This window comes from Synechococcus sp. RC10A2 (assembly GCF_047502605.1).
The window spans coordinates 263,993-290,009 of sequence record NZ_JANSHP010000042.1 but is presented as its reverse complement, the minus strand read 5'-3'; the positions used below and the strand labels follow the sequence as shown (position 1 = coordinate 290,009).

General features: G+C 60.8%; 26 protein-coding genes. 16 read left to right on the top strand and 10 right to left on the bottom strand.

Features of this window, described 5'->3' with window-relative positions; translation table 11 throughout:
- Position 1 precedes the first annotated feature (1 nt).
- Positions 2-1,588, bottom strand: a complete 1,587-nt coding sequence (locus tag NW848_RS05620; RefSeq protein WP_414510715.1) for a DUF6798 domain-containing protein — start codon at positions 1,586-1,588, stop codon at positions 2-4.
- 292 nt (positions 1,589-1,880) lie between these two features.
- Here NW848_RS05620 and NW848_RS05615 point away from each other — a divergent pair, with 292 nt between their 5' ends.
- The gene (locus NW848_RS05615; protein WP_414510714.1) at positions 1,881-2,918 is read left to right on the top strand and encodes a glycosyltransferase family 2 protein; all 1,038 of its coding nucleotides are present in this window, start codon (positions 1,881-1,883) and stop codon (positions 2,916-2,918) included.
- Here the strand turns inward: NW848_RS05615 and NW848_RS05610 are convergent.
- Positions 2,903-3,850: a UDP-glucuronic acid decarboxylase family protein gene (locus NW848_RS05610; protein ID WP_414510713.1), complete on the bottom strand. Its 948-nt coding sequence runs from the start codon at positions 3,848-3,850 to the stop codon at positions 2,903-2,905. The genes NW848_RS05615 and NW848_RS05610 overlap by 16 nt on opposite strands.
- Positions 3,850-4,815 carry a glycosyltransferase family 2 protein gene (locus NW848_RS05605; protein ID WP_414510712.1) on the bottom strand — a complete coding sequence of 322 codons (966 nt, stop codon included), beginning with the start codon at positions 4,813-4,815 and terminating at the stop codon, positions 3,850-3,852. Before NW848_RS05605 ends, NW848_RS05610 begins: the two co-directional genes overlap by 1 nt.
- Positions 4,816-5,404: 589 nt before the next feature.
- On the opposite strand from NW848_RS05605, the gene NW848_RS05600 reads away from it, so the two are divergent.
- From NW848_RS05600 to NW848_RS05585, 4 genes are read left to right on the top strand one after another with little or no spacing between them, the layout of a single operon-like run.
- Positions 5,405-5,851 (top strand): cytochrome c oxidase subunit II, encoded by a 447-nt coding sequence (locus NW848_RS05600; RefSeq protein ID WP_414510711.1) that lies wholly within the window; start codon positions 5,405-5,407, stop codon positions 5,849-5,851.
- Between the two features lie 11 nt (positions 5,852-5,862).
- Complete coding sequence (locus tag NW848_RS05595; RefSeq protein WP_414510710.1) at positions 5,863-7,578, top strand: cbb3-type cytochrome c oxidase subunit I; 1,716 nt, start codon at positions 5,863-5,865, stop codon at positions 7,576-7,578.
- Positions 7,575-8,255, top strand: a complete 681-nt coding sequence (locus tag NW848_RS05590; protein ID WP_414510709.1) for an SCO family protein — start codon at positions 7,575-7,577, stop codon at positions 8,253-8,255. Before NW848_RS05595 ends, NW848_RS05590 begins: the two co-directional genes overlap by 4 nt.
- 58 nt (positions 8,256-8,313) lie before the next feature.
- Positions 8,314-8,742 (top strand): RrF2 family transcriptional regulator, encoded by a 429-nt coding sequence (locus NW848_RS05585; RefSeq protein WP_414510708.1) that lies wholly within the window; start codon positions 8,314-8,316, stop codon positions 8,740-8,742.
- Here the strand turns inward: NW848_RS05585 and NW848_RS05580 are convergent.
- From NW848_RS05580 to NW848_RS05565, 4 genes are read right to left on the bottom strand one after another with little or no spacing between them, the layout of a single operon-like run.
- Positions 8,735-9,631 (bottom strand): hypothetical protein, encoded by an 897-nt coding sequence (locus NW848_RS05580; protein ID WP_414510707.1) that lies wholly within the window; start codon positions 9,629-9,631, stop codon positions 8,735-8,737. The genes NW848_RS05585 and NW848_RS05580 overlap by 8 nt on opposite strands.
- Before the next feature lie 19 nt (positions 9,632-9,650).
- Positions 9,651-10,649 (bottom strand): ketol-acid reductoisomerase, encoded by a 999-nt coding sequence (gene ilvC, locus NW848_RS05575; protein WP_414510706.1) that lies wholly within the window; start codon positions 10,647-10,649, stop codon positions 9,651-9,653.
- A complete protein-coding gene (locus tag NW848_RS05570) occupies positions 10,649-11,653 on the bottom strand; it encodes a YbbR-like domain-containing protein (RefSeq protein WP_414510705.1) in 1,005 nt (334 codons plus the stop codon). Before NW848_RS05570 ends, ilvC begins: the two co-directional genes overlap by 1 nt.
- A gap of 19 nt (positions 11,654-11,672) precedes the next feature.
- Positions 11,673-12,914, bottom strand: a complete 1,242-nt coding sequence (locus NW848_RS05565; protein WP_414510704.1) for a Gfo/Idh/MocA family protein — start codon at positions 12,912-12,914, stop codon at positions 11,673-11,675.
- 100 nt (positions 12,915-13,014) lie between these two features.
- On the opposite strand from NW848_RS05565, the gene NW848_RS05560 reads away from it, so the two are divergent.
- The 8 genes from NW848_RS05560 (at position 13,015) to NW848_RS05525 (ending at position 21,342) form a co-directional block, all read left to right on the top strand.
- Positions 13,015-14,460, top strand: a complete 1,446-nt coding sequence (locus tag NW848_RS05560; protein ID WP_414510703.1) for a PQQ-binding-like beta-propeller repeat protein — start codon at positions 13,015-13,017, stop codon at positions 14,458-14,460.
- A 239-nt stretch (positions 14,461-14,699) separates the two neighbouring features.
- Positions 14,700-15,983 (top strand): transcription termination factor Rho, encoded by a 1,284-nt coding sequence (rho, locus tag NW848_RS05555; protein WP_414510843.1) that lies wholly within the window; start codon positions 14,700-14,702, stop codon positions 15,981-15,983.
- A gap of 12 nt (positions 15,984-15,995) precedes the next feature.
- Positions 15,996-16,637 carry a bifunctional nuclease family protein gene (locus NW848_RS05550; RefSeq protein WP_414510702.1) on the top strand — a complete coding sequence of 214 codons (642 nt, stop codon included), beginning with the start codon at positions 15,996-15,998 and terminating at the stop codon, positions 16,635-16,637.
- Between the two features lie 23 nt (positions 16,638-16,660).
- Positions 16,661-17,326, top strand: coding sequence for a lysophospholipid acyltransferase family protein (locus tag NW848_RS05545; protein ID WP_414510701.1), 666 nt, complete (start codon positions 16,661-16,663; stop codon positions 17,324-17,326).
- 18 nt (positions 17,327-17,344) lie between these two features.
- A complete protein-coding gene (locus NW848_RS05540) occupies positions 17,345-18,145 on the top strand; it encodes a DUF4058 family protein (RefSeq protein ID WP_414510700.1) in 801 nt (266 codons plus the stop codon).
- Positions 18,146-19,183: a hypothetical protein gene (locus NW848_RS05535; protein ID WP_414510699.1), complete on the top strand. Its 1,038-nt coding sequence runs from the start codon at positions 18,146-18,148 to the stop codon at positions 19,181-19,183.
- Entirely contained in the window at positions 19,149-20,183 is a 1,035-nt protein-coding gene (locus NW848_RS05530; protein ID WP_414510698.1) for a DUF4129 domain-containing protein, read from the top strand. Before NW848_RS05535 ends, NW848_RS05530 begins: the two co-directional genes overlap by 35 nt.
- Positions 20,167-21,342, top strand: coding sequence for a DUF4350 domain-containing protein (locus NW848_RS05525; protein WP_414510697.1), 1,176 nt, complete (start codon positions 20,167-20,169; stop codon positions 21,340-21,342). The genes NW848_RS05530 and NW848_RS05525 overlap by 17 nt, the downstream gene beginning before the upstream one ends.
- Here NW848_RS05525 and NW848_RS05520 read toward each other — a convergent pair.
- From NW848_RS05520 to NW848_RS05510, 3 genes are read right to left on the bottom strand one after another with little or no spacing between them, the layout of a single operon-like run.
- Positions 21,304-21,477, bottom strand: a complete 174-nt coding sequence (locus NW848_RS05520) for a hypothetical protein (RefSeq protein WP_414510696.1) — start codon at positions 21,475-21,477, stop codon at positions 21,304-21,306. The genes NW848_RS05525 and NW848_RS05520 overlap by 39 nt on opposite strands.
- Before the next feature lie 20 nt (positions 21,478-21,497).
- Entirely contained in the window at positions 21,498-22,136 is a 639-nt protein-coding gene (locus NW848_RS05515; RefSeq protein WP_414510695.1) for a hypothetical protein, read from the bottom strand.
- Between the two features lie 57 nt (positions 22,137-22,193).
- Positions 22,194-22,412 carry a hypothetical protein gene (locus NW848_RS05510; RefSeq protein WP_414510694.1) on the bottom strand — a complete coding sequence of 73 codons (219 nt, stop codon included), beginning with the start codon at positions 22,410-22,412 and terminating at the stop codon, positions 22,194-22,196.
- 439 nt (positions 22,413-22,851) lie between these two features.
- Between NW848_RS05510 and NW848_RS05505 the strand changes: the two genes are divergently transcribed.
- From NW848_RS05505 to NW848_RS05495, 3 genes are read left to right on the top strand one after another with little or no spacing between them, the layout of a single operon-like run.
- Positions 22,852-23,667, top strand: coding sequence for an NTP transferase domain-containing protein (locus NW848_RS05505; protein WP_414510693.1), 816 nt, complete (start codon positions 22,852-22,854; stop codon positions 23,665-23,667).
- A complete protein-coding gene (locus NW848_RS05500) occupies positions 23,668-25,587 on the top strand; it encodes an APC family permease (protein ID WP_414510692.1) in 1,920 nt (639 codons plus the stop codon). It abuts the gene before it with no gap.
- A gap of 2 nt (positions 25,588-25,589) precedes the next feature.
- Entirely contained in the window at positions 25,590-26,009 is a 420-nt protein-coding gene (locus NW848_RS05495; RefSeq protein WP_414510691.1) for a universal stress protein, read from the top strand.
- Positions 26,010-26,017 lie beyond the last annotated feature (8 nt).

Below are 26,017 nucleotides of genomic sequence, written 5' to 3'. Positions count from 1 at the left end.
ATCACGGAGTGACGCGCACGACCTTCCAGCCCTTATGTGTGTGAACGACGCGGAAGCGCGTCGGCTTGTCGGCGGGGATAATCCAGTAGTCTACTCGATACTGCTGGGTAATCTGCTGCACGCGGGCATCGTCCAAGCGATGATTGGCGCGGCGGAAGATGTCCGCATCGGCGCGCAGGGTTCCAAACTCCACCCACGCACCGATACGGTAGGTCGCTTCGTTTAAACCTGCTGCTTCGAACAGCCCTGCTGCGCGCATACGGGCAATCCATTCACGGGCATAAGCGGGTGCGAATGTCCAAGCCGTGCCGTCTTTACGCGTGCCGAACACGCCCCGCTGCGAAAGATGGCGAAACTGGTGCCAGCCTTCGGGGTCGCTATACAACGGCACAAGGAAGACAGTGTCGGGCGGGGTATGCACCCGCGCCCAACGAGCGATTTCGTAAGCAGGCGCACTCGGTATCCCCCACCAATTCCCGTACTTGGAAACGCGAATCGTGTGAATACGCACAGCGTTCGCAAGAGTAAACATCAAACACAACGCCAGCATTGCGCCCACAGAAGTGGGAAACGCCGTCCGCCGCGCAATCTGTCGATAGAGTTCGATGCCTCCAATTAGTAAGAATAGCCCCTTGATGACACTTACCGTACCGTAGCCAAATCGCCAGAGGATGCCGATGGACACCAGAATCGCAAGTGGGGTAAACCAGCGTTTGAGCGTGTCCGACGGCAGCGACTCAACCCATACCACTGCCGCTCCCGCTACAAGGACACTCGTGATAAGGAACCACAACTCAGCGGCTCGAATCGGGTGCAAATGCAGTAGTGTCAGCGAGCACAACAGATAGGGCGTCAGCCAAGCCAGTAAGTAGCAGCCGACTGCCAACCCTGTCCATAGCATTAGATTCAACCGCAGGCGCGAATCGATATCGCCCCAGAACCCGCACAAAGCGAACAAAAGAACCACATACCCCAACAGAATCAACTGCGGGACAAGGTCCCAAGTCTCTGGAAAAAAGTGATACGGGTAGCTCAGCTCTGCTGTTTGCCAAACTGCCAACGGGTCTACGGCTGGCTTACGCGCTGCTTGTAGTAGCAGTAACCATCCAGGAAGCCCAATAGCTATACTACCTACTGTCGCACCTGCCCACCGAAGCCATCCTTGGCGCAACGACGAGTCGCCCAGCAAAGAAATGAAAACATAACAGTAGCTAAATATCGCATACATCTGATTAAAGTACGGTACCAGTGCCATCCAGAGCATATAGCCCAGTGCATGGCGTCGCAGGAGCGATTCCAACGCCAGCAAGGCAAAAAAAACCGAGAAGCTGGTCTGCTCTAACGCACTGGAAGGCTGACCGTTGCCTATTAGCATAGTCGGCGATGTGGCAATAAACAACGTACCTGCGTACCACGCACGCCACGAATGCGGGAACAGCAGTCGTGCCCAGCGATAGCCCACAAAAAGAAACAGAAGATTCCGCAGCCAAAACAGCACGAACAACACCGCTGAAAGGTCAAACAAACGTGCCAGCCACGCCACCCCATACCAGAAAAGCGACGCAAACGAGAAGATAGTCTCCGCCATAGGGTCGCCTGGGTAGAGAGTTGGATCATTTATCTTCTGTACCAATAACAGTTGGAAAGCATGGTTAGCGCCGTATACATCACGATAGCCACTAATGAGGAGCGAGACGACGCTCAGCAGCAGTATCCACGCGACTAAAGCGCCTCGATGTACCTGAACTACTGTGCGCTGTCCTGAGTTTGATGCCATCACATAGAATCATACCCGTCAAGCGAACTTATCACACTAACATGCCTTGCTTGCCCGTCGCCGACGAGACGGTAGGCTGCCGTGGGTGAGGTATATAATTGCTATGGCACAGCCCTTTATCAGCGTCATCATCAACAACTACAACTATGCCCAGTTTGTGGGGACTGCCATCGAGAGCGCGCTCGCGCAGACCTACCCGCACCGCGAGATTATCGTCGTCGACGATGGCTCCACCGACGAGTCGCGCGAGGTCATTCAGCGATACGCCGACCGTGTGCAGGTGGTTTTTAAGGAGAACGGCGGACAGGCGTCAGCGTTCCATGCGGGAGTCGCCGCCGCGCGCGGGGAGGTGATTTGCTTTCTCGATTCGGACGACTACTGGGCGCCGCACTTATTGGAACGGGTGGCGGCGCGTTGGGACGACTCGCTGGCGATGGTGGAGTGGCGCATGGAGTGCGTTGACCCCGACGGCAAGCCGCTTGGTCGATCGTTCCCCATCCATACCCCCTATGAGGGCGACCTGCGCCCGATTTTGACGCGCCGTATCTACTATCCCAGCACGCCTACCAGTGGGAACGCCTTCGCACGCCGCGCTGTGGAAGCAGTCTTCCCGCTGGACGAGTCGTTTTGGCGCATCAGCGCGGACGCGCCGCTGCTGATGGGCGCGCCGTTTTATGGCAAGTTCGCCTTCATCGACGAGACGCTGAGTTTCTATCGCGTGCATGGCGGCAACCTGCACTACGGAATCCCGCCGCGTTGGGAGCGTCTGCAACGCGAGGTGCGTCATCTACTGGCGCGTGAGCCAGTCATCCGCACGCACGCCGAGCGTCAGGGACTGCGCGTGCATCCGCGACTGGTCTACTCGCTGCCCACGCTGAATCTCGGTCGGCTGATGCTCTTGCTGGGACGGCGCGGAATCCCCGAAACGCGCCACGATACGCTTGCGCAACTCATCTACTACGGCATCCGCGCGGTGTGGGAGTACGACGCGCCGTGGAACTTTCGGCAGCGGCTAAGTTGGATGCCGCCGTTTTTGCTGGCGATGGTGAACCGACGCAAAGCTCTATACAAGGCGGCGCGCCTGATGTTCTGGAGCGCACGCGAGGAGGACATCGCCCGATTCGTTCAGGAGGCGGGCTGAACCCGCGCGCGGAAATACTCGATGGTGCGCCGCAGCCCCTCCTCCAGCGACACACGCGGTTCCCAGCCCAGTATCTCGCGCGCTCGCGTGATGTCGGGGCAACGCTGTTTGGGGTCGTCGGGCGTGAAAAACTCCTGAAACACAATCGGGCTGTCGCTGCCCGTGAGCCGCTTGATGAGCTGCGCGAACTCCAGGATTGTGCGCTCTTCGGGGTTGCCGATGTTGATGGGCAGGTGGTAGTCGGCGTGCGCCAGTCGCCAGATGCCCTCCACGAGGTCGAAGACATACCCGAAGCTGCGCGTCTGGCTGCCGTCGCCGTAGACGGTAATCGGCTCGCCGCGTAGCGCTTGACACACGAAGTTGGGCACCACGCGCCCATCGTCCAAGCGCATGCGCTCGCCGTAGGTGTTGAAGATCCGCACGATGCGTGTGTCCACGCCCTTGTAGCGGTGGTACGCCATCACCAGCGATTCGGCGTACCGCTTCGCCTCGTCGTAGACCCCGCGCACGCCAATCGGGTTCACATTGCCCCAGTAGTCTTCGGACTGCGGATGCACCAGCGGGTCACCGTAGACCTCCGAAGTGGAGCTGAACAGGAACTTCGCGCCCTTGCGCACCGCCAACTCCAGCGCGTTCGCCGTGCCGTATGAGCCGACTCGCAGCGTCTCCAGCGGGTGGCGCACAAAGTCCACGGGGCTTGCTGTCGACGCCAAGTGGAACACATAATCGACCGCGCCCTCAATGTCAAATGGCTCGCACACATCATGGCGTATAAACTCAAAGTCGGGGCGTCCCATCAGGTGCTGCAGGTTTTCCTCGCGTCCTGTGATGAGGTTGTCTATGACGACCACTTGCCAGCCTTCGGCAATCAGGCGATCGACAAGGTGCGAGCCGATGAAGCCCGCGCCTCCCGTAACGACAGCTCGCGGCATTAGCGGCGTACCTCCTTGTGAATCGTCTCGCGCCATGGATCGATCAGTTTCTCGCGGTCGAACAGGCGTCGGTAAAGCGCGCTTGGCAGCCCTGCGAGCAGCATCCATGCCACTTGGGGCGATTCGCGCAGGAGCCGAACGGCTGTGCGCCACTCGCCGCGCTTGACGCTCCGCGCGAACTGCGGGTAGCGCGCGTAGGCGCGGTCGCGCTGGTACGCCCAACGCAGCAACTTCGCAATACGGGGCGTCGTTTCAGGCAAACACAGCAGATACTCCAGCACCTTGCGACGCTCGTCCAACACATCGTACCGCGTCACGGTCGTGCCAGGTCGCACCCGATAGGAATACAGCGGTTCAGGCAGCAGCGCGAAGCGCCCCCCCTTGAGAAGCACTTCCATATAGAAGGCGTAATCCTCGCCGATGCGGATGGTCGTCGGGTAGCGGATCTGTTTTGCGTCCAGAAATGCCCGTCGAATGAGGGGCTTGAACGAGGGATGCGCCGTGATGACCTGTTCGAGGGTGTAGCAGCGCGGGGCTTTCGGGGGCTTGGCGTAGGTCGCCCAACTGACTTGATAGACGCCGCCCCACTCGGTTCGGTAGACCTGCAGGTCAGCGACCATCTCCACGCTCTGTGCCTCGGCGAAGCGCACCAACTTCTCCAGCCGTTCAGGGGCAATCCAGTCGTCGGCGTCCACAATTGCAACCCACTCGCCCTGCGCGGCGTCCAGCGCGCGGTTGCGCGTCGCGCCAGGACCCAAATTCTGTTCGTTGCGCAGGTAGCGGATGCGCGGGTCGCCCAGATACCGCTGCACGACGGCGGGGGTCTCGTCGATGGAGGCGTCGTCCACGATGAGCATCTCCCAGTCCGAGAGGGTCTGCGCCTGCACCGATTCGATGCACTGCCCGATGTAGGGCGCGACATTGTATGCAGGCGTGATCACCGAAACCATAGGACGCGACACCATCGTGGCTATTATACCATTCGCCTCTGAAACAGGCGTTCGTAAAGCGGTTTCCATTGGCGTACTGTGTGGCGGATATCCCAACATGCAACGGTGTGCTGCCGCGCTGCCAGCCTATCGCTTGTCGTCGCGCCGCGTCGTCCACCAACTTCTGCTACATGCTCCCCTGAGTGTGGTGGAATCTAATACCAATCGCAAGGGTAGAGTTTACAATTGCCCCCCTCCTGCGGTTCCCCTCGCGAAGCGGGGGGAACCGAGCCGCGCACCCGTTTGGTTCCCCTTGCACGCAGGGGGAACCTTAGCGAGGGGGTCTTCAATCTCGTTGGTTTTCGTAAATTTTGCCTACGCGATTGGTATTATCACCGGCTCCCTTGACAAAAGCGCCTGCGGTGTGGTATAATACCATTAGGCTATTAGACCTAAAAGGTTCAATAGCCTGAATGAACAACGAGAGATGGAGGCAGCGCAATGCGAGAGACACAGGACACCTTTACGCCAGTTGGCGCGATAGCGTTCTTTGTGGCGATGATATTCGTGTACGCGCTCGTATGGCTCACGACCTACGGCATATTGCTCAAGTGGAGGTGATTTTATGGATCGGTTCGAGAAGCGCGCGATGGCGTTAGCGTTATTTCTGGTGTTGATGTTCTTCGGGCTGGTAGTATACGCCGCGAAAGGGCTACAAGCGGACTTGCCGACCTGCTTACCGAACGCGCGGTTGTTCGAGCGCGGGCGCATGGTGGAAATCGGTCCCAACCGCTATCAGGTGGATGTCGTCGCCTACATGTGGGGCTTCGATATGGGCACAGTGAACCAGATCAAAGTTCCCCGTGGCGCAGTGGTGGACTTCTATATCACCAGCAAAGATGTAATGCACGGCTACCATATCGACAGGACGCTGGTGAACCTGATGGCGATTCCAGGCGCGGTGACCTACTCCCGTGCGAGGTTCGACAGGGCAGGGGAGTACCAGATTATCTGCCATGAGTATTGCGGTTTGGGTCACCAGAACATGGCAGGTAAGGTGATTGTGGAATAAGGAGGCGAACCATGCAAGTCAAAGGCGCAATTCGGTTTATTCTGCTGAGTCAGCTGATTATCCCGTTTATTCTGCTCATTTTGGGCGTGCTGCTGGGGCTGTATCAGGCGTTAGCGCGTGCAGGGATCATCCGCTCGGCAGACCTGTTCGGTATTAACTACTATCAGGGGCTGACCCTGCACGGCGTCATCAACGCGGTGGTTTTTACGACCTTCTTCGCAGTGGCGTTTGGCAACGCACTGATGCTTCACCAGCTCAAGCGTCCGCTGAAGGTCGGCGTGCAGTGGGCGTCGTGGGTGCTGATGGTGGGTGGCACGCTGATGGCGGCGTGGGCGATGCTCACGGGGCGCGCCACGGTGCTGTATACCTTCTACCTGCCGATGGTCGCGCACTGGACTTTCTATGTCGGCGCGACGCTGCTGCTGATTGGCTCCATTTTGCCGTACTTTCTGGACTGGATTCCGAACACGCTTGCGTGGCGACGGGAGAATCCGAACGCGAAACTGCCGCTGGCAGTGTTGGGCAACCTCATCAATTTCACGCTGTGGTTTCTGATCATCATCCCCTTGGCGGTGACGGTGCTGTTCCAGATGTTGCCGCTGTCGCTGGGGCTTGCCAGCGAGGTGAACCCGCTTCTGTCGCGCACGCTGTTCTGGTTCTTTGGGCACGCGCTGGTCTACTTCTGGCTCATTCCGTCGTACATCATGCTCTACACCATGCTACCGAAGCTGGTGGGCGGCAAGCTTTACTCGGACCCAGCCGCACGGTTTGCGTTCCTGCTGTTCCTGCTGTTCTCGATTCCCGTTGGATTGCACCACCAATACACAGAGGGCGGCTTGAGCAGCGGCTGGAAGCTCTGGCATGCGTTCCTGACCTTTATGGTCGCGCTGCCGAGCTTCATCACGGCGTTCACGGTGGCGGCGTCGCTGGAACACGGGGCGCGCCTGAACGGCGGGCAAGGGCTGTTCGGCTGGTGGAGCAAGCTGCCGTACTGGAGCAAAGAGGGCGATAAGTGGCTCTTCGCCTACCTCATTTCGGGGCTGATTCTGTTCCTGTTCGGCGGCATCACGGGTATCGTGAACGCTTCGTACAACCTGAACCTGATTGTGCATAACACGGCGTGGGTCGTAGGGCACTTCCATACCACGGTCGGCGGGCTGGTGACGCTAAGCTTCTTGGGGATGACGCTCTACATGATTGCGCGATTGCGCGGGGCGGAGGTGCAGGCGAAGCCGCTCGCGCTCGCGGCGCCGTACCTGTGGATGCTGGGCTTCGTGATTTTCGAGATTGCGCTCTCGATTACGGGGCTGCAGGGTGCGCCGCGCCGCAGCAATCTGGGCATCAGCTATCTCGACCCCACCAACGAGTTCCTGTATCGTCCCGATTGGCTTTTCTGGTCGCATGTGGGCGCGCTGGGCGGCGTGGTGGCGACAATTGGCTTCCTGAGTTATGTCGTCTCGCTGGTCGGCACGCTGTTCGCCAAACCTGTGCGTGCGCCTGAGATTGACTTTCCCATCACCGACGCCCTACACGAGACGCCCACGCCGCTGGTGGTGAACCTGCGCCCGTGGGTGACGGCAACTCTCGTGCTGATTGCCATCTCCTATACTTACCCTGTATACGAGTCGATGACGCGCGGGATCGTCTCGAAAGTGCCTGGTTACCAGAGCCTCGACAACAACCTCGTGCCGCAACAGACTCTGCGGGAACAGACGAAACTGCCATGAGAGTCTTGCCACTTGCTGGATACCTCCTGTCATTCACCCTGGGATGCCCTGCCTTCGGGCAGGGCGTCCCGCCTAATCTTTCGAACACGCTGGGCACGAAGCCGCCGAATGTGAGGTTCATCGACACGGAGGGGCGCACCTTTACGCTCAACGACCTGAAGGGAAAACCTGTAATCCTCAGCCCCATCTATGCAGGTTGTCCCAGCGCATGCATCGTCATCAGCCGCAGTCTAAAACAGGCTCTCATAAAGCTTAACTTAAGTCCAGAAACCTATACAGTCGTCACCTTCACTTTCGATCCGAAGGAAGGACATGCCCACATGAGAAGTTTTCGGCAGAAACATCAACTTAACCTGCCGAACTGGCGGATTGCCTATGTGCCTGACGACAGGGCATTATTTGAACTCTTGGACGCAATCGATTTCCGCTTTACCTATGTGTCGGAGCAGGTGAAAGACCACCCGAACCTGCTGGTGTTTCTCGATAGCGACGGGGTGATACGCCACTACGAATTTGGTCTGGAGTTCACGCCTGTCCAATTGGAGCGGGGGCTGCGGATTGCACGCGGGCAGTACACGCTTTGGGAGCGCATAAGCGACTGGCTTTTTCCGATTGGCGCGGTGGGCGTGTTGGCGACGGGCGCGTGGCTGATGTTGGGGGGACGCCGCAAACGATAAAATCGCGCTGGACTCAGTGGTATAATTCGGTTGAATGAGCGCGAGGAGATGAATTGCTATGACGAAGTTATTGGATTTGGGAGCGCGGACGGATTACGCGGTAAAGGCGTTGGCGCTGTTGGCGCAGCGCGGCGATGGCGCGATTGTTACGGTCAAGGAGCTGGCGGAGGAGACGGGCATCTCCCAGCACTTCCTATACAATATCTTCGACGACTTGGCGAAGGCGGGGATTGTGCGCTCCTATCGCGGGGCGAAGCGCGGTTTTGCTCTCTGCCGCTCTCCGGAGGAGATTAGCTTCTACGACATCGTGGCGGCGGTGGAGGGGCTAATTGAGAAGCCGTATTGTCTGCTCGATCGGAATCGAGTCTGCTCTGCGGAGAATCCGTGCGCGGCGCACTTCTTTTGGATTGGCTTGCGCGACTATGCGGAACAATCGATGCGCGCGTTGACGCTGGCGCAAATTGCCCGCAAGCCGCCGTTCAAGTAGGGCGGTAGCGGCGGAAGTCGATAACCCCCTGCGAGTAGACGTCCTTGACGACCGACTCGACGCCCTCGCGTTGGGCGATTTTGGGCGTCTGACGGTGCGCCCACTGCGCGCCTATTACCACGGGAGTGACTGTCAGCCCCGCACGGCGCAGCGTCTCGGCGCGTTGCTTGGCGCGTCGCACATCGTGGCGGTCAACCTTAACCGAGATTTCCGCCAGCGCGACGCGCTCGCCCTTCCACCAAATCAGGTCTGCTTCCAGTGGGTCGCTCGCGGGGTCTTCCTCTTCGTCCAGCAGTCCTGCCGCGTCCAGCCACAGGAGTATCTGCTGGCGCACGGCGGCGTCGTCGCGCGGCGAGCCGCCCTGACCCAAGCCGAAGATGCGCCCCGCGCGCTGTATCACACTTTGCTCGTAGTCGTCGCCCTTGCGCCGCGCGACTTCGCCCCGTTGCCACTTCTGCAGCTCAATCACTGCAGGCTCCATCCTGGCAACAATCGGCTCAATACGGTTGACGATGGGTTCGATGCGATTGACAACAGGCTCAATACGGTTGACGATGGGTTCGATGCGATTGACAACAGGCTCAATCCGATTGACAACAGTGCGTAGTTCGCTGACCGCCGCTTCTAATGCCGCGACCCGCTCAGGCAGTTGGAGCAAGGGTTCTATCTTTTCGGGCAGTTGCAGAAGAGGCTCTATCTTTTCTGGTAGCTGGAGGAGCGCGTCTGTCAGAATAAAACGGCGCAAGGTCTCCCGCAGTTCGGGATCGGCTTGGAACAATCGCTGTAGCACACGGTTGGTTAGGAACGCGCGCGCGAACTCCAACTGCAGGCTCTCGTCCTCCTGCAGCAGCCCGACGATTTGCTGAATCAGCTCCGAGGTGCGTGACATGCGCGGGGAATTGTACCCGTTATTCGTCGCGCTTGGGCTGGAACGCCATTCGTGCGCGTATCGCCTCGCCGACCCGTTCGATAGGGTGTTGGGCGTTGGCTTGTTCCAGTGCGCGGAACATGGGGCGTCCCGCGAGGTTCTCCAGTATCCACTCGCGCGCGAACGCGCCTGTCTGGATTTCGTGCAGAATCTGGCGCAGGATTTCTCGTGTGTGAGCATCTACAATTCGCGGACCGCGTGTCATCGCCCCGTAATGCGCGGTATCGGAGATGGCGAACTCCATCCCGCGGATGCCGCTTTCGTACATCAGGTCGGTAATGAGCTTCAGCTCGTGCAGGCACTCGAAGTAGGCGACTTCGGGCGCGTAGCCCGCTTCTACCAGCGTTTCGAACGCGGCGCGTATCAGGGCAGGTACGCCCCCACACAGCACCGCCTGCTCGCCGAACAGGTCGCATTCGCACTCCTCGCGGAAAGTGGTCTCGTAGACGCCCGCGCGTGTGCCGCCCAAGGCGCGCGCGTAGGCAAGCGCAATCGCTTTCGCCTCGCCCGTGTAGTCCTGATGGACGGCGATGAGGCAGGGCGCGCCGTGTCCCTGTACATACAGACGGCGTAGCTGCGGACCGACCGCCTTCGGCGAGACCATAAACACATCGATGTCGTCGGGAGGCGTAATCTGCCCGAAGTGGATGGTGAAGCCGTGTGCAAAGCCGAGCGCGTGCCCCGCGCGTAGGTGGGGGGCGATTTGTTCGGCATACAGGCGCGGCTGCTGCTCGTCGTTGACCAACAGCATCAGCACATCGGCATGTTGCACTGCGTCAGGGATGGGGTGGACGGCGAACCCATCCGCCTGCGCCCGTTCCCACGAGAGACCCCGCCGTGCGCCCACAATCACCCGAACGCCGCTGTCACGCAGGTTGAGCGCGTGCGCATGTCCCTGAGAGCCGTAGCCGAGTATCGCAACCGTGCGGCTTTGCAAAGGAGTCAAGGGGGCGTCTGCATCTGTGTAGACCTGCGCCATCAGTTATCCTCCTTGGGCGGGGGCGGCGACTGCAGTTCAGGTTCGGCAGGCGGTTTCGGGCGCGGCGGCTCTGGCTGTGCCTCGCGCTGGATGCGCACACGCACCATCACTTCGCGCACGCCCCGTATCTCCACTCCAGGCGGCGGCTTCAGCGGCACGCGCAGCTCAGCGTCACTGGTCTTGTTGCGCAGCGAAATGGGCGCGGTCTCAATAACATTGATTTGCGCCAAGCGCGCAGGACTGCCGCGCAACTGCACCGACACAGGTTCCACCGAGAACCAGATGACGCGGTAGGGGAAGGGGGGGAGGTCCTCGAGACGGGGGCTGATAGGCACGGTTTTGGAGGTCGGTTGCGGAATCAAGCGCACTCTCAACCGTACCTCAGCGGGGGTAATCTGCACGCCCATCACAGGCTCACCGCGCTCGTCCAGCGGTGTGGGCGCAATCTCCAGTTCGAGGTCGCCCTGCAAGCCTGTCATATCGAAAGTGATTTGCACGGTGCGCACGCGCCGTACTTGGGATGCCGCGCCCGTGATGCGCACACTGTTCGGCTCAGGGACGGCTTCCGCCAGCACCTCCTGCAGCTCAGGGATACCCGTGAGATTCACGCGCACGGGGAACTGTCGACTCAGGCGCGGCTCGAGCGTCACGCGCACCATCGGTCGCTCAGGGGTGAGAGTCAGCTGCTCGCGCCACTCGGCAGGGTAGTCGAGTCGAATGGCGAGGCGGTTCTCTCCAGGCTTGGCGCGACTAAGGTCGACGGAGGCGCGGATTTGCTCGGCGCGCGTCTGTTCCACCCATTCTTTGACGCCGCGCACGACCACTCGTGCGCGGAGACTGTTCTCCAGGCGCACCTCGTAGTTTTGCGGCGCGTTGATGAGTTCAATCGGCACTTCGTAGGCGCGCTCGATGATGGGGTGCAGCTGCGACTGCACGTAGAGCGCGAGCAGCACTGCCGTCACTAACGCGCCGATTTTTTCCAGAAGGTTCTCGCGCCACCGCATCACGGGGAAGTGTACCCCGTCAGCCGCGCCATTCGCCCCGCGCTACCGCAGGGATGAAGGTCTCCAGTTCGGGGCAGGGCAGGGCAACGGTTGCGCCGCGTTCCGCGCTCAGATACGCCGCCATCAGCAGCTCGGTGATTCGCGCGCCATACTCCAGCGTGCAAAACGGCGTCTCGCCCGCGAGGAAGCACTCGGTGAAGTAGCGGTTCTCGGCGATGTAGCCGTAGGCGTGTGCCTCGTCCGCGAGGTAGGGCATTAGTCCTTGCTCGGCGTTCTGTTTCTCCACAAGGTCTTCGCCTGCTTCGCCATGCACGGCGCGGCTGAAGAAGATTTCGCCCTCGCCGCGCAAGGTGTTAATCGCGAGCATGTATTCGGGTCCCAGCACCTCGAAGGTCAGCCGCAGCCCAGGTCCGACGAAACACCACGAGGTGCTGGCTTCGACCATCGCCTTGTTGCCCGACGGCATACGGAACTCGATGCGTGCGGTTGCGTAGTCTTCGGCGGGCGCCTGGGTGTAGTCCACCTCCATCTCGTGGGCGTAGGTCTCGCGCAGGCGTCGGGCATATTCGGGGCGCGCCCACTTGAGGCAGGCGATTTGCGCCGAGACGGAGCAGGGGAGTAGGGCAGTGAGTGGCTGGTCAGGCGGGGTGAGCGCATACCAGCCTGCGGCGACGCTGTGGCACATCATATCGTTCAGCACGCCGCCGCCCTGTAGGTCGCCGCGCCAGAACCACGCGCGGTGCGGACCGCTGTGTTCCTCCGCGCAGCGCGCCAAGTACGGCTCGCCTGCGACCGCCGCGCCCCGACGCCAGAGCAGCTCCTTGCCGCGTACAAGGGCAGGGGCGAAGAGCTGATTCTCGAGGTAGCCGTGCGGGATGCCCGCCTCCGAGACCGCGTTTAGAATCTGGCGTGCCTCTTTGAGGTTGCGCGCCAGCGGCTTTTCCACAGCCAGCCCCTTGAGCGCCGCGCGTCCCGACCTAACCTCGTCTGCAATCGCCTCGATCAACTCTACCCGCACATAGTTCGGCGCGAGGAACCAGACGGCGTCTACTTCAGGGTCGCGCGTTAGGGCGCGTACATCCGTGTAGACCTTCGGGTCGCCCACACCCAGCGACCGACAGAACGCCGCTAAATCGGAACCTTTCGCAGGGTTGGTCGTCATAATTGCTGTGATGGCGGCGTTGCGGACGCTGGCAAACGCCTGCGCGTGGAACCGCGCGACGAAACCGCTGCCGACAAAACCTATCCGTAAACGGCTCATGGGAGCGGATTTCGGTATTTTCCTCTGGATTCCTGCTTACGGGTTAGCAGGGAAGGGTAGGGGAACGCCAAAATTAACCACAAGGAGGCAAACTGTGACGATGAGACGCTGGATTATTGGGATTGCTGTAGTCATCGGACTGACGGGTGCGTTTGCGCAGCCCTTGCCCCCAATCACTGAGCCGCTGTTCGACACGGCATGGCCGACTTGGGGGCGCGACTTGCGCCGCAGTCATTTTGCAAGCGACTTCGCCGGTCCGAACAACCCTGTCGTGCTTTGGTTCCGACGGAACGGAGCCTTAGAAGAGCTTGCCATCTTCGAACCGGAGATATGGGTTCCTCAGCATCCTGCCACAGGGCTACGGTACACCAGCTACACCTTCTACGACGCGGCGTCAGGGCAGATTACAGGGTCGTTTGGTCCGTTTTGGGGAGTGCCCTCGACGCCGATTTTTATGAACGCTGCGGTAATCGTCGTAGACAATCGCGGCAACTTAGTCCTTACTATACCGTGGCTCGCACTGATGCTTTCGGGTGGGCAATATGAGTGCCTGCTTTTCAGCCCCAGCCCCGTGCGAGGCGTTCGTGCTATCTCATGGACGCTTCGGGGCTTTCCCGCCTATCGGACGGGCTTTGGCGCAACGACGGACGGGTTTTACATCTATCCCGTCTTTGCTGACAACTTCGGGAATATCGTCTTCCTATACTTGGCTTGGATTGTCGTTGTGGACAGCAATGGGAATATTCTGCGGGTGATTCCAGATTACGGCGGGTTCATCTTTGACCAAATCCCCTCTGCCGCGCTCAGCTCAGTCTCTGGCACACAAGATGGCTTGCTTCTGCTGTTGGGGTTCCATAACGGGTTAGTTGCCGCTATTGCGGTGGATCCGTTTGCTGGCACGATTGACTATGCCTGGTTCACCTCGATCCAAGATTTGAGCGGCGACGAAGTCGCTTCCGACTCGGTAGACCGCCCGATTGCCGTGACCTCTGACGAGACGATGGCGATTGTGTGCGGTTCCAACAGTGGGCGCGTGTACGGCGTGTCGCTGGCGGACGGCTCTCGGCAGTGGGAGTATCAAGCAGGCGGCGCGATTATGGGCGGACCCTCCATCGGTCCCGACCCTGGCAACGGCAACGAAGACACGGTCTACATCGTCGTGCGCCACTCGCCGACGCAGAGCGCAATTCACGCGATTCGCGCCTCGGATGGGGCAGGGAAGTGGGTGCGCGTGCTGCCGAACATCAGCCGCTGCACGCCTACGATAGATCGAAATGGCGTGCTCTACATCGGCGACGAACGGGGCTTTCTGTACGCCATCAACCCGAACAATTGGGTCAAGTGGCAACTCTATTTAGGCGCGCCCATCCGCGTTGCGCCTGTAATTGGCGAGTTCGACTTCAGGGGCAATCCCACAACCTTTATGTTCGTGGCGGCGTCTAATCGGTTCCTGTACGCGATTGTAGACCGGTCCGTGCTATCTACGCAATCCACGCCTGGAGCAGGAGGCGTAAACACTGCGCCGCGATCGGGCGGAGCCCAGTAACCTTCGCAGTATGCAGGGGCGCGTCCTGATGCGCCCTTGCATGCTTCCGCAAAATGGGGTATAATTTCGGCGTACTGCCGTAGAGGACTTCCCAGAACTGCCCATAGGAGCAGGAAACGGGTACATACTACATTTGGACGGGACAGGCAACGATGAGAAAACGAACACAGACCGCCACATCCGCCGAGGAACCTATCGAGACGCTGACCAACGGCGCGGGCGATGCCCTCGAAGTGGAGATGCGCCCCAAGCCGAAAGAGACCGCCGACTTCAAGCAACTCTGGTTGCAACCGCTGAGCGACCTCAAACGCCGCGCGAAGCGCATCGGCATCAGCGATGAGATGGAAGACAAGGCGGAGCTGATTTACTACATTCTCCGCGCGACTGCCAGCGAGCCGGGCAGCGAATACGCATGGGGCGTGCTGGAAATCCTGCCCGACGGGTGGGGCTTCCTGCGCCGCCACCCGAACCTGCAGAGCGTGAGCGAGGATGTCTATGTCTCGCAATCGCAAATCAAGCGGTTCGGATTGCGCACGGGCGACCTCGTGTTTGGGGTAGCGCGCCCGCCAAAAGAGGGCGAAAAGTATTACGGGCTGCTGCGCGTGGAAGCCATTAACGGTGTGCCCGCCGACGAAGCGCGCCGCCGTAAAGATTTCGAGCAGCTCACTCCTCTATATCCGAACCAGCGACTGGTGATGGAAACAGTGCCCGAAAACATCTCGGGACGCATCATCGACCTGATTGCGCCCATCGGGAAGGGGCAGCGCGCGCTGATTGTCGCGCCGCCCAAAGCAGGGAAGACCACGCTGCTGAAAAACATCGCGAACAGCATCACCGCCAATCACCCAGAAGTCATTCTGCTGGTGCTGCTGGTCGACGAGCGCCCCGAAGAGGTCACCGACATGCGTCGCTCGGTCAAGGGGCAGGTGATTAGCTCCACCTTCGATGAGCCGCCTGAGAACCATATGCGCGTGGCGGATTTGGTGCTGGAACGCGCAAAGCGACTGGTGGAGCAGGGGAAAGATGTGGTGATTCTGCTGGACAGCCTCACCCGATTCGGGCGGGCATCGAACCTGACCACCAGCCCCAGTGGGCGCACCCTTTCTGGCGGCTTAGATCCTGCCGCGCTCTATCGCCCGAAACGATTCTTCGGCGCGGCGCGCAACATCGAAGAGGGCGGTAGCCTCACCGTCATCGCGACCTGCCTCATCGATACGGGCTCGCGCATGGACGAGGTGATTTTCGAAGAGTTCAAGGGCACAGGGAACATGGAGCTGGTGCTCTCGCGCGACCTCGCCGAGCGACGCATCTTCCCAGCCATCGATGTCAAGCGGTCGGGAACACGCCACGAGGAACTACTGTATTCCAAAGAGGAGCTGATGGCAATCTGGCAACTGCGGCGACTGCTGGCGAATCAGGAAGACCTCGTGGAGGCAGCCGAGCAACTTATCCGACTACTTCAACGCACGAAATCGAATCGCGAGTTCCTGATGGAAGTGGTCGCCCGCACCCGCGCTGGATAAGGAGGCGAGACCATGCGCGACGACGAACGCAAACGACCATTCGACGAAGACCCCGACGACGAGCTTGAAAACCTCTTCGATGACCTCGAAGAGGATGATGAGCCGCTCTACGACCCCTTCTCGGAGGCGGAGGAAGAAGAGGAGGACCTCGAGGAGATAGAGGCGCAGCTGCAACGACTGCTTGGGGCGGAGCCGTCCACTGAACCAGAGGAGCGCGTTCCCCGCTTCGATCGCGGGCGTGAGCTGGAAGTGCGCGTGACGGGCGTCTATGAACGCATTGAGCATGGGCAGCCGCGCGCGCTCTTAGTGCAGGTGCGCGACAACTATGGGCGCACCGTGCCTATCGTCATCGGTCCGTTTGAGGCGCACGCCATCGTCTCCGCGCTCAACGACGAGGCGCCGCCGCGCCCCATGACGCACGACCTGACCCGCAACATCCTCACACGGCTGGGCGTGAGCATCGACCGCGTGGTCATCGACGACCTCTGGCAAGGCACTTTCTACGCCAAAATCTACCTGCTGCACGGCGACGAAGAGATAGAAATCGACTCGCGCCCCAGCGACGCGATTGCGCTCGCGCTGCGCTTCCGCGCCCCAATCTACATGGTAGAGTCGGTGTTGGAGATGGAAGGTCAATACGACGACTATAGTTAACATAATGCCACTTATCAGACTCTATGCGCACCCTCTGGAACCGAATCGTTTTCGACCTCGCCTATGCGCTGTTCAAAATCCTCTTCGGAATAACTTTTCGGTTCCCGCTTTTTGCGTGGTTGCGCATTGAGGGGCGTCAGAATGTGCCGCGTCGCGGCGGGCTGATTGTGGTCGCGAACCATCTCTCGCTGGCGGACCCGCCCGTGCTGTGGTACGCCGCGCCGCGCCACCTGTGCTTTATGGGACGCGCGGACATCCCTCGCATCCCCCTTGTCGGCGCGATTGCACGCTTGGCGAAAACAGTCCCTATCAAGCAACGCGCCGCTGACCGTACTGGGCTGAAACTCGCCATCGAAACCGTGCAAAGCGGCGAGGCGTTGGCGATTTTCCCCGAAGGCGAGTTGTCCGAGTCGCGCGACCTGCAGCCGTTTCTGCCAGGTGTGCTGCTGATTCTGCGCCAGACGCGCGCGCCAGTGCTGCCCGTCGGTATCGTCGGCACGGACCGAATCTTGCCCTACGGGAAACTGGTTCCCCGACCCGCGTTTGGCGTGGTGCGCGTGCGCTTTGGGCAAGTCATCCCCGCCGAGCAGATTCTGAGCCTACCCAGCGCGGAGGAGCAGCTCGCGTTTCTGGAGGAGCAGGTCGCGCGCTTGTCGGGACAGCGCAGGGCGCGTGCATGCGCTGAATGAACGGGGTACAATTCCGCTGTGGCAGCGAGTCTGTGTCCCTTTCCGGGGATGGATCCCTACTTGGAAGACCCAGCGCTGTGGGGCGATGTGCATCACACGCTCATCAGCGCGCTGCGCCGTCAGATAACCGAGCGGTTACCTGAAGGATACCTCGCCCTGATACAAGAGCGGGAGTGTCAGGAGAGTATGCCCCCCTCCTTAAGGTTCCCCCCGCTTCGCGAGGGGAACCAAGCTTGTGCGGTTCCCCCTGCTGGCAGGGGGAACCTTAAGGAGGGGGTAACCAAAATTTACGCGGAGCCTGTGCGTGAGCCATACATAGAAATCTATTCTCTGCGTGCGCCTGAGCGTACTTTGGTGACCGTTGTGGAGATTCTCAGCCCTGCGAACAAGTCGCCCCAGTCCGAGGGGCGGCGGCTCTACCTGCGCAAACAGCACGATTTGCTCAATAGCGGGGTTCACCTGCTGGAGATAGACCTGCTCCACGAAGGGGCGCACACAGTGTTCCCTCCGCTTGAGGCGTTAGAGCGCGTGCGTTCGGAGTGGGACTACCTGATTTGCCTGCATCGGGCAGGTTGGGCGGGGCGCGAAGCGGATGTGTGGTTCGTTGACCTTGCCGAACCGCTGCCGAAGGTTCTCGTGCCCCTGCGTGCGCCCGACCCCGATATTGTGGTACACTTGCAAGCAGCGCTGGAGGACGCCTATCGTGAGGGGCAGTACCACAAGGTTGTGGACTACAGGCAACCGCCGCCTGCTGCCCTGCCCCCAGAAAAACAGGCGTGGGTGAACGCGCACTTACGCGAGAAGGGATTGAGGACATAGATGGAGACGCACGCACAATCGGGCGACTGGCGCGTTACGACTTTGGGCACGGCGATTCTGCAATCGCGGTTCCGCACGCTCACACGCCCCGCGACGCCGTTCGAGCTGATGGACGACGCGGTCAGCTACTACCGCGAAAACTTCCGTCCACTGTTCAATATCTCGCTCTGGGTCTACCTCATCCCAATCGTCGTCACGATTCTGTTGCTGATTCCGATGGTCTTCTTGGACGCCTCGACGACTGGGGGGTTCTTCGCAGCGATTGCGTTGGACTATTTGGGGCTGTTCCTGCTTTTCCCGTATCTGGTGGTTGCGCCGATGGTGCATGCGGCGTTTACGACGCTGGCGTTCCGCATGTTGGCGGTTGGAGAGCCTATCACGCTGCGTGCGCTGTGGGCGCGGCTCAAGCCCCGTTTCTGGCATCTGATTGCGAACCAGCTGTTGGCAGCGCTTGCTCTAGGCGGTATCTATTTCGTGTTGGGGGTAGGCTACTTCTTGCTGGTTCTGGCGATTGTTTTTGGGGTTGCCGCACTTGCTGGGGGCAGCCCTACCCTTGCGATTGTGCTGACGTCCATACTACTGCTGGTTATCACAATTCCGACGCTGGTGCTGGCGGCGATGGTGACGGTGTGGTTCGTCATCCTCCCCCAAATCATCGTGCTGGAGGAGCGCACAGATGCCATCACAGCGTTCAGCCGCGCGGTGGAGCTGGTGCGCCCGAACTTGAGACACGCCACGCTCAGCTGCCTTGCTTTCTGGGGCGTGTACGCAGTTTTCTCGATTGCCGTGATAAGCCTCGTGGGCATACTGCTGGCAATTGTTGTAGGCGTCATGAGTATCTATGTGAACCTCGAGCAACTCCTCGAACGCTGGTCGCTCACGCTCAACCAGTTGTATGAGTTGCTTTCGTATGTGGCGTATATGCTGGTGATGCCTGCGATGTATCTGACCAGCATATTGCTCTACTTTGACCTACGCTACCGCAACGAGGGGCTGGACATCTATGAGGCGCTACAGCGGGGCGAGGCAGGCGTGTAGCCTATTGTGGGCTGCCCTGCTCTGTGCGTGCGTATGGGCGAGCGAGCCTGCGGACGCGCTGCTTGAGGCGGAGCGCGCCCTTGAGGCGGCGTCCCGCGCACGCCCTGCCGACCGAAAAGTTTTCGTCCAACGGGCACAACGCGCACTGGCTTCCCTGCCCCAAGAGGCGCGCGAACCGCTTGAGGCGTTGCTCGACGAGGCGGCGACCGACGGCGACCTATCCGACATCGCCCGCGCACGGCGCAGCATCCGTGCCTATCGCGAGTCGCTCGCGCCCTCCCCTACCCCGTCCCCTGCCCCAGACCGCGTCAAGCAACAACTGGACGCCATCTTCGCCGAGCCTGACATGCAGATTCCGCCCAAGTCGCTGATAGAGCGCCTGTCGGAGGCGTTCCTGAACGCGGTGGAGATGTTTGTGCGCTGGCTCAATCGGCTGTTTGGCGGGCTGGGCGGGTTCGGCGGTGGCGGGCTGGGGCAGTTCCTGCAGTGGTTTGTGATTGTGCTGCTGGTGCTGACGCTTGCGCTGGCGGTTTCATACATCGCGGGGCGCGTGCAGTTCCGTCGTCGGGCGCGCGTTTCCCTGAAGGCACTGGATGTCCTACCCGACGATGCGCGCTCGCTGGGTGCACGGGAGTGGCGCGAGCTGGCGCGGCGGCTCGCCGACGAGGGCAACTGGCAACTTGCCGCGCGCGCCTACTATCTGGGCATCCTGCGCCTGCTCCACGAGGCGAAACTGCTGGACTACGACCCTGCGCTCACGAACTGGGAGCATCTGCAGCGGCTGCGTCAGCCGCCGCTCGCTGCCCTGCTCCCCTCCCCTACTCCCCTGCCCGACCCTGCTCTGCGCGAGGAAGCGTACCAGCAGCTGCGTCCCATTACACTGCTGTTCGATTCCATCTGGTACGGCGGGATGACGCCCGACGAGGCGACCTACCGCCAGTTCGAAGCGGCGTTCGAGTCGCTCTACGGGAGGTTGGAGGCGCGTGCAGTTCCTGCGTGAGCGGCTGGGGTTGGTGCTGTTGGTAGGCGTCGTGGCGGCGTTGCTGCTTTACTCGCTGCACTTGGCGCAAGCGGCGCGCGACCCGCGCTTTGCGCCTAAGCCGTTGAGCTACAGCCAGCACCGCTACGGCGTCAAGGGGTTTGCCCGCCTGCTGGAGCGCAACGGCTACACGGTGCGCTCGCTCAAGCGCACCCACCGCCGCCTGCCCAAAGACGCCGAGATGCTGGTCATTTTTCCCCCACCCTTCCGACTGGATGGCGGCGGCGATTGGAGCGCGGAGGACGCCGACGCTCTGGACGCTTGGCTGCGTAAGGGCGGGCGGCTACTGCTGTTCAGCGAGGACACGCGCCTGCCCGATTCGCTGCGCGGCGACGCCCGCAACCGCCTGCCGATTGCGCAGTTCCCTACCGACCGCCAAATCAACGCCCAGCCCATTCTGCCCGCGCCGTGGCTGGACGGCATCCAGCGCGTGCGACTGGCAGACCAGCGTGCGAGCCTTTCGCCCCGCGAAGAGCGCTGGGTTCCCCTGCTCCACACGGGCGGCGCGGTGGAGGCAGCGCTGTGGTACTACGAAAAAGGCATCGTGTTTGAGTGTACCGACTGGCAGTGGCTGACCAACGAACGCCTGCGTGAGGCGGACAACGGCGCGTTTGCGTTGGCGGTCGTGCGCAAGCTTCTGCCCAAGGGCGGCGTGGTCTACTTCGACGACGCGGGTCAAGGCGACTTGGAGCGTGAAGCGCCACCGCCGCGCGGCTTTTGGGGCGTTGCGCCGATGGGCATGCGGATTGCATTTGCACATCTGATGCTCATCACAGTTGTTGCTCTCTACTCGTTGGGCAAGCGTTTCGGTCTGCCCCGCCCTGCTCCACCTCGCGCGCCTGCGCTGGGCGAGTATGTCGACGCGCTCGCAGGCGTCTACGAGCGCACGCAAGCCGTTCAGCCCGCCTTCGAGACGATTCTGGACGATGTGCGCCGTCGGCTCTGCCGTCGGCTGGGCATGCCCGCAGGCGCGACGCTGCTCCAGCTCATCCAAGCCCTGCCACCCGACTCGCCGCTGCGCGACGCGCTCGTGGAGGCGCACCGCGCCCTTCAGAACCCGCAACTCACCCCCGACGAGGCGCTACACCTCCTGCGGCGGATTGAGGCGGCTGATCACTAACCCGTTGCTGCCCATCGGATAGTACCCGCTCGGCTCGCCCGTCGCCCCCATCATCAACAACTCACCGCCTGTATGCCGATACCGCCAGTTCTGGTTGTACCCAAGCGCATTCCCCACAGTCAAGTAGTCCTCCACACTCGCCCAACCGCTATTTTCTACTTCTGCTGCTCCAAAATATCTCTTGAACCTGGCGTGCGAAGCAACTCATCCCGCGATAATCGCTTCTGAGTTTCCCAATCAGGCTCCACCTTCCAAAGGCGGTACTCCCCTCTACGCTTGTCCCACTGCCATATCTTGCGTGCGAACAAGCAGCGCCGCGTAGCTATCTGAGAATAGTACGGTTCGTCCAGTTGAACGGTCAACCACGACTCCACAATCTCCCATAGCCCATCTCGGTTCATATCGCGTGCTTCCGCTCGGAAGCGCCCCTCGTTCCGATAAAGCCAGCGTGCTTGGTTGGAGCGCACCATCTGCAACACACCTGCAGCACACGCCTGGCCATCCACCCAGAAAAAGATTTCGTCTTTGCGGTCGCGATTCAGGTCGCGTACAAGCAGTGTGCCGCCGCAGCCATGTCCAACGAGTTGCTCCCAGAGGCGTTTGGGGAGACCATCCCTACGCTCTCCAAAGACGACAACAGAAACATTCCCAGGATCCTGATAATATTCCTCCCCTGCACGGGCAGCAGCGGTTTTGCGCACCAGCGCAATCAGGCAGCGTTGCCCGGGTAGCAGGCGTGTTGAACGCGCAGTTGCGATCACTTCGAAGTAGTCGGTAGCGAGCTCAAGAGTCACTTTTGTTGCCTCAGGGTTATTTCGCTGTGAATCCCACATAAGCCATCCTCCTTATCCTCAGTGCGTAGGTTTCTGATTCATACACTCTGAATGCCGATACCACCAGTTCTGATTGTACTCCAGCGCGTTCTCTGGGGGCAAGTAATCCTCCACGGTCGCCCAACTCCCGCCGCTCATCGGTCGGTTATACACCCGCATCGGCACACCGCCACACCCGATACGACACACATACCGATACTCCTGTACTCCTGCCCGTTCAGCACATCCCGCTGCCACACACGCGCACCGTCGCTATTGTACCCGTGCTCATACGCTGCCTGCACACCACCAGCCCCGTAGTCCCGCTCTATCCTCACCAACCGACCCTCCTCGTCGTACCTGAACACACGCGCGTAGCTGTTCGGCTCATTATTTGACCACCGCGCCAAAGTGCCCTCAGGGTTCCACGCAAAACCGTTCGTCTCACCCGTCCACATATCCTGCACCGACGCCAACCGCCCAGACACCTCGTCGTAGCTGTACATATCCCAGTGCGAACCGTTCACCGCATCGTCCCGCATCACCATCGCCCGACTGCCGCCCAGGTTATACCCATAATACCGACTGTACCACACCGACCCGTCTTCATACAGACTCACGGCGCGCCTGGACAAAGGCGAAATTAGGACTTAAGTCCCATTCCGCAGGGTGCGCCCGCGCGTTATAATTCGGCAGGATGGACGCGATACTCATCGCGGGAGGACGGGCGAATGCGCCGCTGTCGGAGGTCGCGGGGCACTCGGTCAAGGGGCTTTTTTCGCTGCACGGCGCGACGCTGATTACGCGCGTGCTGCACGCCCTGCAACAGAGCGGAGTGGAGCGGATTGCCGTCGTCGGCTCGGAGTTGCTACTGCACGCGCTGCCGACGCTTGACGCTGAGATTCTGTTCGCCGTGGAGGGCAACGACCCGATTGATAACCTGTTGCGTGGGGTGGAGCGGTTAGGACTACCTTCGGATGCCCAGTTTCTGCACTGCGCTGTGGACTTGCCGATGCTGACGGGGGACGCGCTGTGCGATTTGATACACACCGCGCCGCCTGACGCCGATGTGGTGGTCGCTTGGACGCCCGAATCGGCGTTCGTGCAGATGTTCCCTGGCGCACCTTACACTGCGCTCCAGTTCGCGGAGGGGCGGTTTCTGAGCGCGTCGGCGAGTGTGATGCGGGTGGGATTTCTGGAGGCGCAGTTGCCGCTTTTGCGTCGGCTGGCGGCGGCGCGCAAGTCGGCGGGTAGGGTTGCCCTGACGCTTTTGCGCACCTTCCATTACCATCTGGCGGCGACGGGCGCGCCGTTGGCGGCGCGGTTCCTCACGGGACGGCTTGCGCTGAGTAGCCTACCCCCGATAGCGGAGCAGTTGCTGGGTGCACGACTGCATTTTTACCTGAACGCCGCCCCTGAACTGGCATACGATGTGGATACGGAGGAAGACTACCGCTACGCGCAGGCGTGGCTGCGGGCGCACAGCAGGTATACTAACCCGTCGAACACCTAAATGCTGGGCAGAATCTGGCGGCTACTGATTGGTCCTGTGCTTTCGACGCGGCGGGTGCGCCATGAGCGCCTGCCCGTGCTGTTGGCTTTGCCTGTGTTCGCTTCCGACGCGCTTTCGTCCTCCGCCTACGCCACCGAGGAGATGATGCTTGTGTTGTGGTCGGCGGGCGAGGAGGCGTTGCGCTTGGCGTTCCCCATCTCGCTGGCGGTCGTCGCGCTGTTGTTTATCGTGGTGTTCTCGTATCGCCAGACAGTGTATGCGTATCCGCAGGGCGGCGGCGCGTTTATTGTGTCGCGCGAGAATCTGGGCGAGTTCTGGGGCGTGCTGGCGGCGTCTGCTCTGCTGGTCGGTTATACCCTGACTGTTGCGGTGAGTATCGCGGCAGGCGTGAACGCGATTATCTCGGCGTTCCCTGCCCTGCTGCCCTACCGCGTCTCGCTCTGCATCCTGTTTATCGCGCTGATGACGCTGATTAACCTGCGCGGGGCGCGCGAATCGGGCTTAGTATTCGCACCGCCCACCTACGGCTTCGTATTGACCTTCGCGATTCTGATTCTGGTGGGGCTGTTGCGCGGCTTCGCGGGCGACATTAGCCCTGCCCCCTACCCTCCCTACGGCGAGGGCGCGGTAACGCTTAGCTGGCTGGTCATCCTAACGGCATTTGCGCGGGGCTGCTCCGCGCTGACGGGCGTGGAGGCGATTTCGGACGGCGTCGCTGCGTTCAAGTCGCCCGAATCGCGCAACGCCGCGCTGACCCTACTGCTGATGGCAATCATCCTGGCGGGGCTGGTGCTGGGAATCACCTACACTGCTTCGCATTTCCATGTGCTGCCTGTCAAAAACGAACAGGGCGAGATTGTGGAGACGCTCACCTCACGCTTAGCACGCACAGTGTTAGAAGGCACGCCGTTCGAATGGTTTTACTATGTGGTTCAGGCTGCCACGATGTTGATTCTGATTCTGGCAGCGAACACGGCGTATGTGGACTTCCCGCGCCTATCGTCGGTGCTGGCGAATGCGCGGTTTGCGCCGCGCCAGTTGGCAAACTTGGGCGACCGCCTCGTGTTCAACAACGGGATTATCCTGCTGGGTGTGCTGTCCGCGCTGCTGATTGTCTACTTTCGGGGCGACACGCACTCCCTGATACCGCTGTATGCGGTGGGCGTCTTTATTGGCTTCACGCTCTCGCAGGCGGGGATGGCGCGCCGATTTGCGCGTCTCAAGCCTCCACGCTGGCGCATCGGCATGATGATTAGCGGCTTCGGCGCGTGTACCACGGGACTGGTGCTGATGACGCAACTCATCGCCAACTTCCGCTACGGCGCGTGGATCACGCTGGTCTCTATCGGCGTGCTGATGTTCTTGCTCTTCAAGGTACATGAACACTACATGGCCATCAAGGGGCAGTTGAAGCCCAAGCCGACGGAGCCGCGTACTCTGCGCCACAAGGTGGTCGTGCTGGTTCCCAGCGTTCATCAGGGCGTGCTGCAAGCGCTGGACTATGCGCGCTTGCTCAGTCACCCTGACGAGATTGTCGCGCTCCATGTCAACCTTGACCCGCGCCCGCCCGCCGTCTATCGCCGCGTGCTTAAGCGCACCAAAGACGAAGAGACCGAACTGCGCCTCGTTACCCCCGCTGCCGAGAAGATGCAACAAGAGTGGCGGCAATTCGTGCCCGACATCCCGCTCGTCATCCTCGACTCGGAACACCGCTCGCTAACGGAACCTATCGAGGAGTACCTCGACGAACTTATGGAGCGCGAACCGTTGGATCAGGTGACGGTCGTCATCCCAGAGTTTTATCCGCGCAAGTGGTGGCATCACCTGCTGCATAATCAGTCGGCGTGGATTCTGCGCCTTGCGCTGATGAAAAAGCCGAAGGTGGTGGTCTCTACTGTGCGCTACTTTTTGGAGCGATAGATATGCGGACGATTCTGATGGCGTATCGCGGCAGTGAGCATGACAAGCGCGTGTTGCGCTGGCTGTGTCGCCTTGCGAAGCACACGCGCAGCAACCTGCGGTTGGTCTATGTGTTGGCAGTCGGCTACACCCACGCGGTGGACGATCCCGAACCGCCGGGCGCGAAGGAAGCCGAGCAGATGCTTCTGGAAGCCGAACATATCGCGCAGGAGGAGGGCGTGGTCGCCGCCGCCGACTTAGTGCAAGCGCGTGAAGTCGGTCAGGGACTGGTCAGCGAGGCAGAAGAGGTGGAAGCCGACCTGCTGGTGCTAACTGACCACCGCAAACTGCTGCCGCTGGAGAACCCGCTGGGAGTCGGCATCGTCGCCTATGTGATGCGGCACGCCCCCTGCCCCGTGTGGCTCTGCTACGAACCTCTCTGAACACCACC

Bases quoted from the DNA above. Each gene is read 5' to 3' on its own strand.
- NW848_RS05535 (WP_414510699.1), top strand. From the start codon at position 18,146: ATGGAGACGCACGCACAATCGGGCGACTGGCGCGTTACGACTTTGGGC.
- rho (WP_414510843.1), top strand. From the start codon at position 14,700: ATGCGCCCCAAGCCGAAAGAGACCGCCGACTTCAAGCAACTCTGGTTG.
- NW848_RS05565 (WP_414510704.1), bottom strand. From the start codon at position 12,914: ATGAGCCGTTTACGGATAGGTTTTGTCGGCAGCGGTTTCGTCGCGCGG.
- NW848_RS05545 (WP_414510701.1), top strand. From the start codon at position 16,661: ATGCGCACCCTCTGGAACCGAATCGTTTTCGACCTCGCCTATGCGCTG.
- NW848_RS05620 (WP_414510715.1), bottom strand. From the start codon at position 1,588: ATGGCGGAGACTATCTTCTCGTTTGCGTCGCTTTTCTGGTATGGGGTG.
- NW848_RS05615 (WP_414510714.1), top strand. From the start codon at position 1,881: ATGGCACAGCCCTTTATCAGCGTCATCATCAACAACTACAACTATGCC.
- ilvC (WP_414510706.1), bottom strand. From the start codon at position 10,649: ATGGCGCAGGTCTACACAGATGCAGACGCCCCCTTGACTCCTTTGCAA.
- NW848_RS05600 (WP_414510711.1), top strand. From the start codon at position 5,405: ATGGATCGGTTCGAGAAGCGCGCGATGGCGTTAGCGTTATTTCTGGTG.
- NW848_RS05560 (WP_414510703.1), top strand. From the start codon at position 13,015: ATGAGACGCTGGATTATTGGGATTGCTGTAGTCATCGGACTGACGGGT.
- NW848_RS05610 (WP_414510713.1), bottom strand. From the start codon at position 3,850: ATGCCGCGAGCTGTCGTTACGGGAGGCGCGGGCTTCATCGGCTCGCAC.
- NW848_RS05500 (WP_414510692.1), top strand. From the start codon at position 23,668: ATGCTGGGCAGAATCTGGCGGCTACTGATTGGTCCTGTGCTTTCGACG.
- NW848_RS05595 (WP_414510710.1), top strand. From the start codon at position 5,863: ATGCAAGTCAAAGGCGCAATTCGGTTTATTCTGCTGAGTCAGCTGATT.
- NW848_RS05570 (WP_414510705.1), bottom strand. From the start codon at position 11,653: ATGCGGTGGCGCGAGAACCTTCTGGAAAAAATCGGCGCGTTAGTGACG.
- NW848_RS05585 (WP_414510708.1), top strand. From the start codon at position 8,314: ATGACGAAGTTATTGGATTTGGGAGCGCGGACGGATTACGCGGTAAAG.
- NW848_RS05580 (WP_414510707.1), bottom strand. From the start codon at position 9,631: ATGTCACGCACCTCGGAGCTGATTCAGCAAATCGTCGGGCTGCTGCAG.
- NW848_RS05550 (WP_414510702.1), top strand. From the start codon at position 15,996: ATGCGCGACGACGAACGCAAACGACCATTCGACGAAGACCCCGACGAC.
- NW848_RS05590 (WP_414510709.1), top strand. From the start codon at position 7,575: ATGAGAGTCTTGCCACTTGCTGGATACCTCCTGTCATTCACCCTGGGA.
- NW848_RS05505 (WP_414510693.1), top strand. From the start codon at position 22,852: ATGGACGCGATACTCATCGCGGGAGGACGGGCGAATGCGCCGCTGTCG.
- NW848_RS05530 (WP_414510698.1), top strand. From the start codon at position 19,149: ATGAGGCGCTACAGCGGGGCGAGGCAGGCGTGTAGCCTATTGTGGGCT.
- NW848_RS05495 (WP_414510691.1), top strand. From the start codon at position 25,590: ATGCGGACGATTCTGATGGCGTATCGCGGCAGTGAGCATGACAAGCGC.
- NW848_RS05605 (WP_414510712.1), bottom strand. From the start codon at position 4,815: ATGGTGTCGCGTCCTATGGTTTCGGTGATCACGCCTGCATACAATGTC.